13 protein-coding genes are annotated in these 16,714 nt (G+C 39.5%); 6 read left to right on the top strand and 7 right to left on the bottom strand.

Annotation, left to right across the window (positions count from 1 at the left end; translation table 11 throughout):
- Window positions 1-155: 155 nt before the first annotated feature.
- Window positions 156-1,604, bottom strand: coding sequence for an IS1182 family transposase (locus tag DSM08_RS14465; protein ID WP_149526622.1), 1,449 nt, complete (start codon window positions 1,602-1,604; stop codon window positions 156-158).
- Between the two features lie 150 nt (window positions 1,605-1,754).
- The gene (locus tag DSM08_RS14460; RefSeq protein ID WP_149526820.1) at window positions 1,755-2,249 is read right to left on the bottom strand and encodes a hypothetical protein; all 495 of its coding nucleotides are present in this window, start codon (window positions 2,247-2,249) and stop codon (window positions 1,755-1,757) included.
- Between the two features lie 113 nt (window positions 2,250-2,362).
- Here DSM08_RS14460 and DSM08_RS14455 point away from each other — a divergent pair, with 113 nt between their 5' ends.
- Both DSM08_RS14455 and DSM08_RS14450 read left to right on the top strand, forming a co-directional pair.
- Window positions 2,363-2,680, top strand: coding sequence for a YbaB/EbfC family nucleoid-associated protein (locus DSM08_RS14455; RefSeq protein ID WP_149526819.1), 318 nt, complete (start codon window positions 2,363-2,365; stop codon window positions 2,678-2,680).
- Window positions 2,681-2,687: 7 nt separating this feature from the next.
- Entirely contained in the window at window positions 2,688-3,374 is a 687-nt protein-coding gene (locus DSM08_RS14450; RefSeq protein ID WP_317131782.1) for a metal-dependent hydrolase, read from the top strand.
- Between the two features lie 152 nt (window positions 3,375-3,526).
- On the opposite strand, the gene DSM08_RS14445 is transcribed toward DSM08_RS14450, so the two are convergent.
- Both DSM08_RS14445 and DSM08_RS14440 read right to left on the bottom strand, forming a co-directional pair.
- Window positions 3,527-4,390 carry an N-acetylglucosamine kinase gene (locus tag DSM08_RS14445; RefSeq protein WP_149526818.1) on the bottom strand — a complete coding sequence of 288 codons (864 nt, stop codon included), beginning with the start codon at window positions 4,388-4,390 and terminating at the stop codon, window positions 3,527-3,529.
- Window positions 4,391-4,632: 242 nt separating this feature from the next.
- Complete coding sequence (locus DSM08_RS14440; protein ID WP_149526817.1) at window positions 4,633-6,360, bottom strand: MFS transporter; 1,728 nt, start codon at window positions 6,358-6,360, stop codon at window positions 4,633-4,635.
- A gap of 318 nt (window positions 6,361-6,678) precedes the next feature.
- On the opposite strand from DSM08_RS14440, the gene rho reads away from it, so the two are divergent.
- Together rho and DSM08_RS14430 are read left to right on the top strand one after the other, a co-directional pair.
- Window positions 6,679-8,172, top strand: coding sequence for a transcription termination factor Rho (gene rho, locus DSM08_RS14435; protein WP_149526816.1), 1,494 nt, complete (start codon window positions 6,679-6,681; stop codon window positions 8,170-8,172).
- A 61-nt stretch (window positions 8,173-8,233) separates the two neighbouring features.
- Entirely contained in the window at window positions 8,234-8,932 is a 699-nt protein-coding gene (locus DSM08_RS14430; protein WP_149526815.1) for a CDP-alcohol phosphatidyltransferase family protein, read from the top strand.
- On the opposite strand, the gene DSM08_RS14425 is transcribed toward DSM08_RS14430, so the two are convergent.
- Window positions 8,905-9,267, bottom strand: a complete 363-nt coding sequence (locus DSM08_RS14425) for an Hpt domain-containing protein (protein ID WP_149526814.1) — start codon at window positions 9,265-9,267, stop codon at window positions 8,905-8,907. The genes DSM08_RS14430 and DSM08_RS14425 overlap by 28 nt on opposite strands.
- Window positions 9,260-9,748 (bottom strand): 2-amino-4-hydroxy-6-hydroxymethyldihydropteridine diphosphokinase, encoded by a 489-nt coding sequence (folK, locus tag DSM08_RS14420; protein ID WP_149526813.1) that lies wholly within the window; start codon window positions 9,746-9,748, stop codon window positions 9,260-9,262. Before folK ends, DSM08_RS14425 begins: the two co-directional genes overlap by 8 nt.
- Before the next feature lie 77 nt (window positions 9,749-9,825).
- Between folK and sppA the strand changes: the two genes are divergently transcribed.
- Together sppA and DSM08_RS14410 are read left to right on the top strand one after the other, a co-directional pair.
- Window positions 9,826-11,595 carry a signal peptide peptidase SppA gene (gene sppA / locus DSM08_RS14415; RefSeq protein WP_149526812.1) on the top strand — a complete coding sequence of 590 codons (1,770 nt, stop codon included), beginning with the start codon at window positions 9,826-9,828 and terminating at the stop codon, window positions 11,593-11,595.
- 147 nt (window positions 11,596-11,742) lie between these two features.
- Entirely contained in the window at window positions 11,743-12,933 is a 1,191-nt protein-coding gene (locus DSM08_RS14410) for a phosphoglycerate kinase (RefSeq protein ID WP_149526811.1), read from the top strand.
- Between the two features lie 382 nt (window positions 12,934-13,315).
- Here DSM08_RS14410 and DSM08_RS14405 read toward each other — a convergent pair whose 3' ends face one another.
- Window positions 13,316-16,126 (bottom strand): TolB-like translocation protein, encoded by a 2,811-nt coding sequence (locus tag DSM08_RS14405; protein WP_149526810.1) that lies wholly within the window; start codon window positions 16,124-16,126, stop codon window positions 13,316-13,318.
- Between the last annotated feature and the right edge of the window lie 588 nt (window positions 16,127-16,714).

Raw genomic sequence — 16,714 nt, 5'->3', positions numbered from 1 at the left:
ACTGAGTATAGGTTTTCCCCTACTCGGTCATTTTTGTTCAAAGGGTTTCTGGAAGTTTGTTTTTTATGAGCTTATTGAAGGTGTAAGCGACTAGGACTTGCTATTTGAGTTTTTAGCATCCCATCTAGGCTTTTTTGAGGCAATATCTCACCTTTTTATATCAATTTCAGGATTCTTTTCAGGTTTACGGTGAAGATGGCCATTGCGCCCTGCATTTCCATATTATGGATTCCATAAGCATCAGCTCTGCCATAGCCATGGACATTCTTGAGCTCACTGTTCTTGGCCTCGATCTTATACCTTTGCTTAGACTTGCTTCGATAATAATCGGTTTGCTGGAAAGCCATCTGCTCCCTATGGAGTTCGGATTTTATGGAGACTGAATAGGATTTGGTTCTGGCCCCTTGCTTGTAACATCCTTCCCTAAGAGGACAGACCTTACATTTCTCCACATCAAAGTAATAGGTCTCCGTTTGATTTGTACCTTGTTCCTTCTTTCCCTGACGCGCCTTGCGGATGGCCAAATGTCCTGCGGGACAAACAAACATATCCGCATCTTTATTATAGTCAAACTTGTCTTTATCTTTCCTAAAGCCTTGGGTAATGGATGGATTTAATTTAGCGATGATATCAATGTTTTGTTCTTTTGCCACCTGAAGATTTTCTTTTCCCGAATACGCGGCATCACCTATTATTGTATCCACTTGCATTCCATTCTGCTGGCTGATCTCTAATAACCTAGGTAGTTCAGGGCCATCACCTTTTTCGCCTGTAGTAACGACCGCTGCTGTAATGATGCGTTCCTCAGTCATCGCCAGATGTGTTTTATAGCCAAAGAAACTGCTGTCCACTGACTTGTGTCCAAGTCTGGCCTCATCATCCTTAGAGAGCAGATAGTATTCTTTTGTGTCTTCAATGGTTTCCTTCAACAGATTCAGCTTTTCTTTCACAGCCGGTATTTCACTGATAGATTGATCTTCATCAAGGACCCTCTGTAATTCCCTGCAATAAGCAAGCTCTTGATCCAGGTCGTTGGATTCATTCTTTTGTGGTAGATTCCTCTTGTATTCCCCATCAATCTGATATATCGCTTTTCTTAATAGTTTGGAGCGTTCCCTGAGTACTGCCAATGCTGTGTGCGGATTCGATCTGGAAACGGTATGGGTCGCGTCTACGATAATAGACTTTGATTTTATAATGCCTTTTTCAAGAGCAATCGTTACGGTCCTATTGATCAACAGGTTCAACAGATCCATATCTTTTAATCGTAGTTTGCGGAATTTGGTAAGCGAACTTGAATTGATCACATCCTCCTCTGGTGCCATTTCAAGAAAATATTTGAAGGACATATCATATCTGGAACGTTCAACGACATCTACATCCGAAACGGTGTAGATCGTTTTTAACAGAAGGTATTTGAACATCTTGATAGGGCTCTCCGCTGTACGGCCATTCGTCTGGCAATACTTAGCCAAAAGCTCGTCATAGATAAAACTGAAATCGATAAGATCGTTGATTTTTCGAAGTAGATTATCTTTTGGTACGATAATATCGTACAATCCTGAATAGGAACTGAACTGTATTTTTTGTTGGGTAGAGAGCATCCTGATGTCCGTTAAAGCCTACCTTAAAATACGAAAAAGGGAGCAGAAAACTGTAGTTTTCGACTCCCTTTTTTAACCTTTTTTTCTAAGGGGACTTTTTCAGTGCCCTCGAGTAGGCGCCCTCTATTTCTAATGTCTAAAATCTAACATCTAATATCTAATATCAAATTTGATCCATTCTTCGCCTTCATGTCCAAACACAAAGTATTTCGATTGTACGATTTCTGCTAATACTTCGATATCCTGGATATAGGCAGCTTTATCTTTTGCGAATGCTGATTTTTGGATGATGTAGATTTGATTGTTTTTTACGGCTTTGCTTTCCGCGTATAATGTTTGAAGTTCCACGGGGAGCGTGCTGAGGTAATTGTTTGTTTCGTCGATAAAGATTAGGATTTCTACATCTTCTAATGGAACTGCGGATGCTATTGGCTGTGCTCCAGCAACCTTTAACAGCTCTTGCAGATAATCTTGCTGTATTGATTCATCATTGCTTATTACTTGAACGATCGGTCGACTTTCCAGAGGGATGAACTTTAGTTTATGGATGATGATATGTATTTCTTCGTCCAGTTCTTCGTATGCTGTAGGATTGTTTTTTTGTAAATCTTCCGAAATCTCGGTATAGTATGTTAATTCGTTCATCGGTACGCTATGTTAATTCACAAAGGTACTTAAGCTAAGGAAAAGAACCTAATTGCTGACGGAGAATTGGCTAATATTTTGTATTATTGGGCTTATAAACAATATTTAAGGAGATGTTCGATAAATTATTTCAAGCACAACAGAAGGCACAGGAGATTAAAGATAGATTGGATCATGTATCGGTATCCGGAGAAGCGGAGGGCGGTAAGATTCGAGTGATAGCATCGGCTAATAAGGAAATTAAGGAGATCAATATCGATCCTGAGTTCCTGAAAGACGCTGACAAGGAAGAGCTGGAGGAGCTGTTAATTGTTGCTCTAAATAAGGCTATAACGCAAGCAGAGAGTATCAGTCAGGCAGAGATGGCGGCTGCATCTCAAGATATGCTGAGCGGCTTAGGCGGATTAGGAAACCTATTTGGAAATAAATAAAAGAGAGATGATGAAACTTACCTATTACGGACAATCCTGCGTTGAATTTGATTTCAACGGCACTAAGGTCTTAGTAGATCCTTTTATTACTTATAACCCCTTGGCTTCGTCCATCAATGTTGCCGATATCAGGGCGGATTATATTTTCCTATCGCATGGTCATCAAGATCATGTTGCTGATATGGCGACCATACAAAAGCAAAGCGATGCGACCGTATGTGCTATCGTAGAAACGGCGGCTTGGGTGAGAAAACAGGGCGTAGCGGATGATAAAGTAATCGAGTATAATATTGGTGGTACACTGAAACTGCCTTTCGGAAAGGTGAAGATGGTATATGCTGTACATACGAACAGCACGCCAGATGGAGAATATGGTGGCTTTCCGGTTGGATATGTGTTTTTCGTTGATGGGAAGACTATTTATTTTGCCGGAGATACGGCATTAACAATGGAGATGAAGCTGTTAGAGCGTTTTAATATTGACTTAGCGCTGTTACCAATCGGTGGTCATTATACCATGGATGCGGAGGATGCGGTAATTGCTGCGGATTTTATAAAATGTAAGCATATTGTTGGTATTCATTACGATTCTTTTCCTCCGATTACAATCGATAAAGAAGCCACAAAATCGATATTTGATGCGGCCGGTTTAGAACTTCGATTACCGAAAATAGGAGAAACTATAACATTCTAAAATGATTTTATAAGTTAGTAGTTTCGTCAAATTATAAAAGAGAGGGTCTGTATCAAAATACAGACCCTCTCTTTTATCTTCAAAATACCTAGACGCCATAGGTCTAAATACTAAATACTCACTACTAAATACTCACTACTAAATACTAACCACTAGTTTGCAGTAGTCTTCGATCTATTGATATGGAATTGAACTAAATCATCAATAGGTGAACGAAGGATTTTACCTACTTGCATACCATATTGGTTCGCTTTTTCTTCCAATACATTTCTGAAGTTGTATCCCACAGAACCGATACAGTTGAACGTGTAAGATTGGTAATCCGGGTACTTGCTTACTAGGTTGTTAAAGAATGCTTCGAATGCATCGTCAACAATCTTGCGTGTATATTGGATATTTACGTTATTGTCGTAAACAAATTTACTGAAACTTGCGCAGAAACGGTTTGCTAACGGTTTTGTGTAAACATTATCCATGATTTCATCCGGCGTAAGTTTGTATGTTTCGTAGAAAACATCAGCTACATCTTTAGGCATTAATCCGCGGATGAAGTCTGTTAATAGTTTTTTACCGATATAGCTACCACTACCTTCATCACCTAAGATATAAGCAGCAGAATCAATGTTATGAGTGATATCTTTTCCGTCATAGATACATGTATTTGTACCTGTTCCGAGGATGGCTGCGAATCCTGCTTCGTTACCTAATAACGCGCGAGCAGCAGCTAATAAGTCATGACCAACTTCGACTTTTGCATTTGGGAACACCGCTTGGATAGCTTCCTCTACAATCTTCGCTTTCTCTTCGTTGTGAACCCCTGCGCCGTAATAATTTACCTCAGCGATTTTCTCAAAAGGAATATCATGAGGTAATCCTTTCTTAAGGGATGCAACAATGTAATCACTATCTACAAAGTATGGGTTATAACCTTCGGTGTTGAAATAGATTTTTTTATTTGAATCATCTAACAAACACCAGTTTGTCTTTGTAGATCCTCCATCTGCAATTATGATCATTATTTTTTAATTTAATTTAAAGTAACTTGTTTGTTTGTTTTACAATGGTATTTTGACTGCTTAAAATCCGAAATTAATGGATTTATCACTAAAAATAAGAATTTTTATTTGATATAATCAAGCAATTCCCCGTAAACGAAACTCAGTTTTAAAGAAAAAACCTCACAATATTTTGATTGTGAGGTTTTTATACTTTGTAATAAATTTAAAATACTTAGTGTATTTTATACAATTAGTTGCTCTTAGTGTGTGCCTTCAGACTCCACATCGTCGATATTGATTCCCTGTTTTGTCAAGAATCCTCTCACTAAAAAGGCAAATAAAATAATGTATATAAATCCGATAACCGGTACGATGTATGAGTTGTGAATGCCGATGATATCAGAAAGCTTTCCTTGGATAGGAGGGATAATACCACCACCTAAAATCATCATTACTAAGAAGGCAGATCCCTGCTCGGTGTATTTTCCTAATCCGACAATCGATAAACTGAAAATAGATCCCCACATGATGGAACAAGCTAAGCCACCTGCTAAGAATGAGTAGATTGCGACAGTACCGGAGGTCATTAAGCCGACGATCATAGCAACCAGACCGAACGTGCCAAAGATTACTAGCGTGCGTACGGGTTTATCTTTAGAGATAAAGAAGGCAATGATTTGCACCGCTACACAGATGATGTAGTAATATAAAACCGACATATCGAAGCCTGCAAGTGTATTTACGCCGATGATGATCGAAAATGCAATGATAGGGACGATAATAGTTAATAATTGCTTTTTGGAGCTGGTAAAGTTAAATGCAGCAATGGCGCCAGCCCATCTACCGATCATCATACCTCCCCAATACATGGATACATAAGGGGTGATTTGAGAGGACTGTAGATTGCCGAATTCTTCCAATGTCAATAATTCTCCGAGGTTACTCCCGATTGCAACTTCAATTCCTACATATACAAATAGGGCTAGCATACCTAATACCAACTGCGGATATTTCATTGCTCCCCATCCAATTGGGTTTTTCTGTGCTCTTGTATAAGCGAACAAAAGTCCTCCAACAACAACAACTAAAGCACCTAATAACCAGAACATACGGCTGATTTCCAGCCCGTGCGTAAGCTCTTTTGCCTTCGCAATTAAGCCGGCATCATTGCTTGCTTGTATTTGTTCCTGCAAAGCAGCGACTTCCAAAGCAGCATCTGATTTATAACTTGTAAACACTGGAACAAATGCACATAATAATAGTACAGTGATAATGATTAAAGTCGTACGCGCTTTATTCGCAGACTCCATTTGTTCAAGGTTATAACCAGCAGGCACCTTCTTCGAGAAGTTGAATAAAGCTGCCGCAAGGATGAATAAGAGTCCTACACCAATATATAAGTAAACGACTTTGTTGAGTGGAAGGCTCGCAATCTCTGAGTCGGAAACCGTTTCGAATGTGCCAAACAGGGCGTATCCGATAATTAATGGGCCAATCGTAGTACCTAAGGAGTTTACCGCTCCACCAAGGTTTACACGGGAGGCTCCTGTTTTAGGATCGCCGAGGATGACAGCAAACGGGTTTGCGGCAGTCTGCTGCAAGGAGAACCCTAGTGCCACAATAAATAGTCCGATAAGCATTCCTACATATAGGTTAACCTCGACCGCTACGATCATCGATGCAGCACCTAGTGCGGAAAAAAGTAAACCATAGACAATACTTTTTTTGTATCCCCATTTACCTACTAGGTCTTTCCCTGATAGTGTTCCGAAAATGAAGAGAAGTAGGGCGCCAATGTAATACGCGGAATAGAAAGCAAAGTCAATTAACTGGGATTGAAATTGATCTAGGTGAAAGTAGTTTTTACAAAACGGGATAAATACGCTATTTCCAGCTGCGATAAATCCCCAAAAAAAGAATACCACAATGAGGGTATAGAGTGCGGGGTAGTTTGTTTTAGTTTCTGTGTTTGTTGGGTGATTGCTCATATAGTTTAGATCTATTTTGCCATAATAATCTTACAAATAAAGAACTTTTTTTGATTTATTTAAAGTTGATATGCTTCGCTAAAACAATTTATTAGGCATATTTGTTAATCCGTGAGGAATAAGTGAAAAAAAATTACTATTTTTCTTTTGAATTTACATTACTTCTTTTTTTCTTTGTGCAGTTCTTAAAATTATCTTTCAGAAGGATATCGAAAAATCTAGATGGATTTGCCTGAGCCTTGAGGACATCACACAGATGTGGAACTGAAAGAAAAATATCAAAAAGTAAAATCCTTAAATAAATCATAAAATAAATTAATGGATATTAATGAATTGAATACGAAGCTCGTGTCTGAATTACGCGAGATTGCTAAGGTTTTAGGTATTGTGGATGCTGAAAAACTAAGAAAGCAAGAGCTAATCGATCGTATTACTGTTATAGCCGATGAGGCGCAACAAGATAGTACTGCTCCCGCAGCAGATTCTGATTCAGCAGACCATGCTTCAGGAGATCGTCCTCGCAAGCGCGTTCGTACAGTGAAATCGGCAGAGCCAATCGCTGTTACAAGAAAGCCATCTTCCACAGAAGAAACACCAAGAGTAGAACAGGCAGTTGCTACGGAAGTAGAAGTTGCTGAAGCTCCAAAACCAGCTGCTCCAGCGGAGCCTGCGCCAGCTAAATCTTCTTCGGCTGATTTCGATAATGTTATTGTCAATGAAGGCGTGTTAGAGATCATGGCTGATGGATATGGTTTCTTGAGATCATCAGATTACAACTATTTAACTTCTCCAGATGATATTTACGTTTCACAGTCGCAGATCAAATTATTTGGTTTAAAGACTGGTGATAATGTTCGCGGATGTATTCGTCCTCCGAAAGAAGGAGAGAAATACTTTCCATTGGTTCGCGTTGAAGCGATCAACGGTCAAGATCCTGCGGAAGTAAGAGACCGCGTTCCTTTTGATTATCTAACTCCATTGTTCCCGGACGAGAAATTGAACCTAGACTTAGGTCCTGGAAATTACTCAACGCGTATCATGGATTTATTTACGCCTATCGGTAAAGGCCAGCGTGGACTTATCGTAGCGCAGCCTAAAACAGGTAAAACAAACTTGTTGAAAGAGGTTGCAAATGCTATCGCGAAGAATCACCCTGAGGTTTATTTGATCATCTTATTGATTGATGAGCGTCCGGAAGAGGTTACAGATATGGCAAGATCAGTGCGTGCGGAAGTTGTATCATCGACTTTCGATGAGCCTGCAGATCGTCACGTTAAGATTGCTAACATCGTGTTAGAAAAAGCAAAACGAATGGTTGAGTGTGGCCATGATGTTGTTATTCTATTAGATTCTATCACACGTCTTGCGCGTGCTTACAATACGGTTGCTCCTGCATCAGGTAAGATCCTTTCAGGTGGTGTGGATGCGAATGCATTGCATAAACCTAAGCGTTTCTTTGGTGCTGCTCGTAATATCGAGAATGGTGGTTCATTAACTATTCTTGCAACAGCATTAACAGAGACTGGTTCTAAAATGGACGAGGTTATCTTTGAAGAATTTAAAGGTACAGGTAACATGGAATTGCAGTTGGATCGCAAGCTTTCAAACAAGCGTATCTTCCCGGCAATCGACCTTACGGCTTCAAGTACTCGTCGCGACGATCTATTAGTAGACCGCGAAGAGTTACAACGTCTATGGGTGTTAAGAAACCATTTAGCCGACATGAATTCTCAAGAAGCAATGGAATTCTTATTGACTCAAATGCGTGGAACGAAGTCTAATCAAGAATTTTTAATTAGCATGAATGGCTAAAAAGCCATTTTAAATTGATACTTTTAAGCCATCTTTTATTCAAAGATGGCTTTTTTTATTTATGAAGAAATATATTCCAAATAGTATTACCTCCCTTAATTTGTTCAGTGGTTGTATTGGTGTTGTGATGGCGCTGCAAGGCAATTACCTTTTTGCATTTTACTGTGTGTTAGCTTCCGGGATATTTGATTTCTTTGACGGGATGTCTGCAAGAGCATTGCATGTGAAGTCATTAATTGGAAAAGAGCTAGACTCTTTAGCTGATGTGATTAGCTTTGGATTTCTGCCAGGGACCATCATGTTTATGATGCTGAAAGAAAGTACAGACTCACAATATCTTCCTTATTTAGGATACGTTATGACGATTTTCTCCGCCTTGCGCTTAGCGAAATTCAATATTGACACAAGACAGACTACGGATTTTATTGGTGTGAATACGCCAATGAATACCTTTTTTATAATCTCCTTACCTTTTATTGCACAAGACTATCCGTTGTTACACAATGTTGTTCTGCTTCTAGGTATTGTAGCCGTGTGTAGTTTCTTACTGGTTTCGGAGATCAAGCTTTTCTCCATGAAGCTGAGTTCCTTAGCATGGAGCGCCAATAAGTTTAAATATCTTTTCTTGTTGCTTAGCCTTGTGCTAATTGTAATATTTAAATTCTTGGCACTCCCAATGGTATTGATCCTATATATTCTATTCTCTTATTTGCATTTTGCTTCCGAGCGGAATTATGCTTCAGCTAAAGAGGTAGAATAAGTTTCAAGTTCAAGCATCGCTGTATTAAAATCTCTTGTCAGAATGGCAAAAGCTTCCTCAATTTCTTCAATTGATGCTTTGTTTCTTGCTTTTTGTTCTAGATCCTGAAACTGTATTCTCAAGTTCGAGGCACCTATATATTCCATGGTAGGTTTGATATGATGTGCTTTCGACGCTATTTCCAGGTAATTTTTTTCATTGACTGCATTCTCCAAGGTCTCGAAATCGACCTTTCCTTGGGTTAAAAATAGAGCGACCAACTGCTTGACCATCTCCATATTATTCATCATACTACTTTTTAGTACGTCTGGGTTAATAATTTTAAAATCACTCATGTTTGGCAATATTTACATTCAGCGGATCTTTGGAATCCATTAATAGTTGTTGATTTGTTTTCTTGAAAATAGGGTGTTCGAAATTGGGGGCAATTTCAGTAAGGGGAATTAGTGTAAAATTACGTTCCTGTATATAGGGATGAGGAACCTGTAAATCAGGTTCGTGTATAATGTCAGTATTATAGTATAGAATATCGATATCTATCGTTCTAGAGCCCCAGCGCTGTGTTCTTATTCTTCCCAATACCAATTCAATCTGCTGGATTGTTTGCAATACTTTTGAGGCAGAATGTGTGGTAATAACTTCCAACACTTGATTTAGGAATATCGGTTGATCTTCAACTCCCCAAGCTTCGGATTCATAGATAGAAGATTCCTTTATAATCTTCCCGACGCGCTCTGCAATTTCAATCTTCGCATCATTCAACTGTTGTCTTGGATTCCCAATGTTTGCTCCAGTTAATAGGTAAACTATATTCATCCGATTAATATAAGAATAGTTTAAGATAATTCGAATAATACCTTATTTTTACTAGAATTAAAATCACATACAATTCTATGAAGTCTTTCTTTAAGTACGTATTAGCGACCATTACGGGTATTATTATCAGTAGTATTCTCATGTTTTTTATCCTGATTGGTATTGTTACATATATGGTGAGTTCGGTGTCTCCGACATCGGAAACCGTTACACCGAGCAATGCAGTATTGCTTGTTACATTAGATCACACGATAACTGAAAAAACAGAACCCAATCCATTTGAGGGTCTTGATATGCCAGGCTATAGCAGCATGCGCAGTATAGGGTTAAATGATATCCTTTCTCGAATTCAGGCAGCAAAGGAGGATTCCAATATCAAAGGAATTTATCTGAATGTAAAGGGTGTGAATACCGGTTTTGCAACCATGAAAGCAATCCGCGATGCTATTCAGGACTTTAAAGCGTCAGGGAAGTTTGTCGTTGCATACAGCGAAAGCTTTACTCAAAAAGCCTACTATCTAAGCTCTGTTGCTGATCAAGTATACTTACATCCCGAAGGCGGATTAGACTTTAGAGGGCTAGCGAGTTCCGTGATGTTTTTTAAAGACGCCTTAGATAAGGTAGGGGTGGATATGCAGGTTCTTAAAGTAGGGACTTATAAAAGTGCCGTTGAGCCTTATATAATGAACAGCATGAGTGAGGCTAATCGTGAGCAGGTAAATTCATATTTAGGAAGTATCTATAATACATTTGTAAATGATATCGCAACTGGCAGAAAGCTGAATGCGGACAGCATAAGAGGAATTGCCGATAACTATGCTATAAAATACCCTGAGGATGCTGTTAAACTAAAGTTTGTAGATAGCCTTTTATATAAGGATGAAATATTAGCAAAAATTAGAGAAAAGCTAGGTATCGACAGCAAGAAAGATATACCTACGATCTCCTTATTGGACTACAAAAATACGCCTTCTACGGGTAAAGGAACTGCTGATCGAGTTGCTGTTCTTTACGCCTATGGTGCTATTGTAGACGGTGAGGGTTCTACCGGAATGATTGGTGGTGATAAATTATCGAGAGATTTACGCGAATTGCGTAATGATGATAAGGTTAAGGCGGTTGTTTTACGTATGAATTCTCCGGGAGGTTCTGCATTAGCATCGGATGTTATCTGGAGAGAAGTTGAATTGACTAAAAAAGTTAAACCGGTGATTGTCTCTATGGGAGATTATGCGGCTTCAGGAGGCTATTATATCTCTGCGGCTGCGGACTCAATCTTCGCAGATCCAACAACATTAACAGGTTCCATTGGGGTGTTTGGAGTTATTCCGAGCTTCCAGAAACTCTTCAATGAGAAGCTAGGTGTTCATTTCGATGCGGTGAAAACGGGTAAGTTTGCGGACATGGATGTTGATATGGACAGACCGTTGACTGAAGAAGAAAAAAGCATTATTCAAGGAAGTGTAAATCGCGTTTACCAAGTCTTTATGAAGCGTGTTGCGGACGGTAGAAAGATGACTGTGGCTAATGTCGATAGCATCGGGCAGGGAAGAGTTTGGACAGGCGCGCAGGCTGTTGAATTGAAGCTGGTAGACCGCTTGGCGACCTTAGATGAGGCTGTGAAAGCTGCTGCTGCAAAAGCTAAATTAACGGATTACCGTGTTACAGAATACCCACGCGCGAAGGATCCATTGTCTGAAATATGGTCGGTTTCTAAAGAGAAAGTGAAAGGAATGCTTATCGATGAAGAGCTAGGCGAGTATGCTAAGTACTTAAAAGAACTTAAGCGTGTGACAACGCAATCTGGGATACAAGCACGTATACCTTATATGATTGAAATCTATTAATAGAAAATAATTGCTTTTATTAAAAATCAAGAAAATGAAAACTCATAAAAGCATGTAAAATAAGTAAAAAGGCGCTGATGAAGATTTCTCAATCAGCGCCTTTTTTATATCTTTAATCCCAAAATCAACCGGAAAGAAAAATACAATATGAAAACTATCGACGATTTAAATTTTAACGGAAAAAAAGCACTAATCAGAGTTGATTTCAACGTGCCACTTGACGAGAACTTCAATATCACTGATGATAACCGTATTCAAGGTGCTGCACCGACAATCAAAAAGATTCTTAAGGACGGAGGTTCTGTTATTTTAATGTCTCACTTAGGAAGACCAAAAGAAGGACCTACGGACAAATATTCCCTTAAACATATCGTAAAGCATCTTTCTGATGTGTTAGGCGTAGATGTGCAGTTCGCTGATGACTGCATCGGTCAAGAAGCAATTGATAAAGCAGCAGCGTTAGAATCAGGACAGGTATTATTATTAGAAAACCTACGCTTCTATAAAGAAGAGGAAAAAGGTGACCGCGACTTCGCTGAAAAGCTATCTAAGTTAGGCGATGTTTATGTAAATGATGCTTTCGGAACTGCACATAGAGCGCATGCTTCTACGGCAGTAATCGCTGAATTTTTCCCGAACAATAAATATTTCGGATACCTAATGGCTCGTGAAATAGAGAATGCAGAGAAGGTGATGAACAAGCCTGAGCGTCCATTCACAGCGATCATGGGTGGTGCCAAAGTATCTGATAAATTAGAACTTATTGAAGCGCTATTAGATAAAGTAGATAATTTGATCATCGGCGGCGGTATGGCTTATACCTTCATTAAAGCACGTGGTGGTGAAATAGGAAAGTCATTAGTCGAGTTAGACAAGCTAGATTTAGCCAATGAATTGGTTAAAAAAGCAGATGAAAAAGGTGTTAACCTTGTTTTACCAACCGATGCGCAGATCGCAGATCGTTTCGCTAATGATGCTAATGTATATGATGGTCCTAACGACGAAATCCCTGCAGATATGCAAGGTTTAGATATCGGCAAAGAGTCTTCAGAACACTTCCACGATGTTATTATGGCATCCAATACCTTATTATGGAATGGTCCAATGGGTGTGTTTGAAATGGATACATTCGCAAAAGGGACAAAAGCCGTTGCAGACGCTGTTGTAGCCGCAACAGAACGCGGAGCATTCTCCCTAATCGGTGGTGGTGACTCAGCTGCTGCAGTATCCAAATTCGGTATGACCGAGCATGTGAGCTATGTGAGTACCGGTGGTGGAGCTCTTCTAGAATACATGGAAGGCAAGACTTTACCAGGAGTTAAAGCAATCTTAGACTAGTAGTTAGTATTTAGTAGTTAGTATTTAGACCTAGGGCTGAATAGCAAGAGGATATACATAAAGAGAGAGAGCTATCATAATAATAGCTCTCTCTTTATGTATAGGCATGAGTATTTATTATCAATAATGGGATTTGTTTTGAGCATTTTCTTCGAACCAGGAAAGGAGGTAGTGTCTGTTTTTGAGCCGGGAAAGGAGGGGAAACTTGTCTTTGAACCAGGAAAGAAGGAGTGTTTGTCTTTGAACCAGGAAAGGAAGGATAAAAGGAGAAACAGGATCCTGCTCATCTATTCATCCTTCCTTTCCTGGTTCAAGACAAAACTCTAAAATCTCACATCTAACATCTCACATCTACTCCCGCCATAAATCTTAATACTAACTACTAATATGAATATGAAAAACTAAAGCTCGGCACGATCTTATTCGTTGCGCTGGCATCATTGATATAGCTTAATTTGCTTCCGATACCGAAATCAGGGAGTTTATATCGGAAGATATTGAGGTCAACAGACAGGCCTATTCCGTAGGTTTTAGGGGCGATATCGCTGTTATGCAGGTTTTGGTAATCAGCGAAGAAATAGCCGTGGAATCGCTTGATGTAAGCTAGCGATCCGATTGTCCAATCAGGGTAGGCGATAGGGAATCTATAGTTCAACATTAAGTTATTGGAGACCTTTCCGGACTTGAAATGCCCGAATGCACTGATCATTGGAATCTCGTATGAGTTATCAAATCTACCGGTATTATCTTGGTAGTTGAAGCGTGCTTGGAAGGCGTGGTTGGCGAAGAATCCGGGGAAAAAGAAGTTCGATTTTATGGCAAAAAGGTTTCCGTCGAGCTCGTTTTCGAAGGGTAAATGTCGGTAGATAATGCTGATATTTTGTCCCCAGCGCGGCACCAAATCCATGCTGCTACGACGAACATTCCTGTTGAAATAGGCAATGTAATTCATCGGAAGGATGATTTCTTCATTGAAATTCTTCAGATTATTAATGCTCAAATCGTAGTTTTTCTGGTAAGAAGTCCCCACGTTTAGACCAAAACTATAGATGTTATTTCCGCGATATAGGGAAAAAGGGAGCTGCATTTCGAAGGAATAATAATGGTCTCGGTAGTCGAATTGTATGGTTTCGGCATTAGGATTTGAAGATTTTGCGTAGCCAATTCGTCCTCTATTTTGGTATTTCGCGATGAATTTTGGATAGTATTTTTGGTAAACAAGCTCGGCAGAATAGATGCTTTTTTCGATATCCATATCATATTCGTAGCCTAATTTCAGCTGACTTGTATTCATTAAATCGTTCGCCAGCCAGAAGATTCCGGGCTTATAATTATCGAAATCTTCGAAGTTATTGGCGCTAATACTAAGGCTATGGAAGTTGAAAAAGTCACTTAGGGTATTGTATTTTTCTACTTCAAAGTCGCCATTTTCTACCTTTAGCTTGTTCGAAAATGTGCCAGAAATCTGCTGATCTGTGATCGCCGGCGCCTCGAAAACCGGCTTGATTTCCTCTTGATTTTCGTTTCTTAATTTCAATTTTGCTAGTCTGTATCCATCATTTTGGTACTCATTATAGAGTAAATTTCCGTCGGTAGAGAGGGAAGGATAGAACGCTCCGAAGGCAGAATTACTTATTCTATAAGTCTTATTTTCGCGTTTAGAGTAACGGTAAATATTGTCGATTTGGTCAAAATGTGCTTTGAAAATTAGGTCTTCTCCGGCATATATTGGACGTTCGAATTGTTGATTTGACCATGGAAAAACAAGTGAAGTAGCCTTTGTTTGAAGGTCTATTTCCATCAGATTTGTCCCTTTTTCACTCACTGCGATCGCTACAATCTTATCTTTTTTGTCGTTCAAAGCAGGCTGTTGAACCAGGATTCCCACCGGAAAATCGATAATTTTTGACTGTTCCTTAGAAATAATATCGATATAAACGAGGCTAGCGGCATTATCTTGATCCACTTGGATCGCGTATATACCGCCTTTCTCTGCGTCGATTATAGGGCTGTAAAGGCGCGAATCACGAGACAAGCTCTCCGAGAGCCCAGTCTTTATATTGTATAATCGAATAATATTGTAGGTTTGTTTGCCAAATCTGCCATCCTTTCGAATCTCATCCCAAACGATAAAATCGCCCGATTGATGGAAATATGGGGTCAGTTGATAGCCGATTTTCAACAATGTTTTCTCTTTTCCGTTGCTCCATTCTCGGAATTGTTTCACCTCTTGAGGGGATTGAAATAGGTAGAAAATGGCATCCGATCCATCCGACTGTGGAAGGAAAAGATGCGAAAAATAGCGTTGATAATTGGGTCTAATTTCCGCTTGACTTGGCAGTTTTCCGCTGTCTTCCCAAGTCGACCGAAGGTCCGAAATGGTAGCCTTATAGAGGTCATGGCTATTCATATTTGTAGCCTTCCGAAGTGCTCGATTGAAGTTGTATGGTCGGAGCAAATGCCTCCTCATATCTTCCATAATTTGACCCTTCACCGGGTAGCCAAAATGGTTGGTCAGGTAGGTGTTCATGAGGTAGCCGGTGAGGTAGTAAGAGGGGGTGATATCCCGAAAAGAGCCGAGTATGTTTTTGTCAAAAGTATATGTTTTTCCGGTCATTTCGTTGGTTCGAAGTGGCATCAAAAAGGAAGGAAGTCGCCCTCGACCGCCACTTGAAAATTGCGTTTCGATGGAGACGGCATCGCCTTCAAAGTACCAAGCCGGAAGGTGAATTCCATAGAATGCAAGAGCCAATTGCTCCAAAAATGGTCCGCTCATTTTGCCTGTCAACTTGTCAAATTGGGCTACATGTCGAAGTTCATGTTGTATCAAATTGGGTAGCCATTCTTGGTTGTCCGATGCTGGTCCTGGGGTAGAAAATGCCTCTACTTTCCGAGGTGCCAGCTGTGCAAATCCGTTCTGCTCAATATGATTTTCGTGAAGAATTATTGAAATCTTCTTCGGTTTTCTACCTAAATCTTCGCTCGCTAGTACAAGCATACTGTCGATCCTATGGGCTAGGAGCGAGGCGGAATTTCTGAATTCCTGAGGGAAGATCAGTTGGAAATTTGGACGGTTTATCTGCTCCCATTTCACGGAAGAATGGGGTTGCTCGTTGTCGATGAGCTGTCCAAAAACTGATACTGTATTTATGGTTAATGTTAATGCGGTTAAATATCTGATAATTAATTTCATATTACTGATATATTTGGCTTAAAATAATGAATACTAAAAATATTAGCATCAAAACGATATTTTAATTTAATTAATTGTTTTGTATAACAATGTTAATAATCTGATTATTAGTTTTATAAATGGTTGTAATAAAACGTCAAACATCAGTAAAAATAGACCTTAATTTTTCTTGACGCGCCTTTTGGTCTGCATCCAATAGTCTCGCTTTCATGTGCTCAACGTGTCTGATTTTCGGAAGTGAAATTACGTTTTTTTTGCAGTATTCCGCCTATTGCCAAATAATTTACCAGTTACCTAAAAGACGGTGCAGGAAGGTCGTTGCTGGAGATGTAGTTTTGCTGAACTCTCGAATTGCGTTTTGGAACGTAGTTTTTAAATGTTTCGAATTTCGAGATTATTTCTCTGGTGAGATTTTGTTTGGTTGTGACGTCAAACGAACCTTCAGAAACTCGGTTTTTTCTACGTATAATTATACTGACATTGTGGCATTGTGGTTTCTCTGTCGAGGTGCTCTTTTTTTCAATTGCTAGCCACCTTGCTACATGCCTGAAATTTAATTATATTTTTCAGGTAAAATAAACGACTTTT

The sequence above is a fragment of the Sphingobacterium hotanense genome (assembly GCF_008274825.1).
Taxonomy (GTDB): Bacteria; Bacteroidota; Bacteroidia; order Sphingobacteriales; family Sphingobacteriaceae; genus Sphingobacterium; species Sphingobacterium hotanense.
This window is presented reverse-complemented; position numbering and strand designations above follow the sequence as displayed.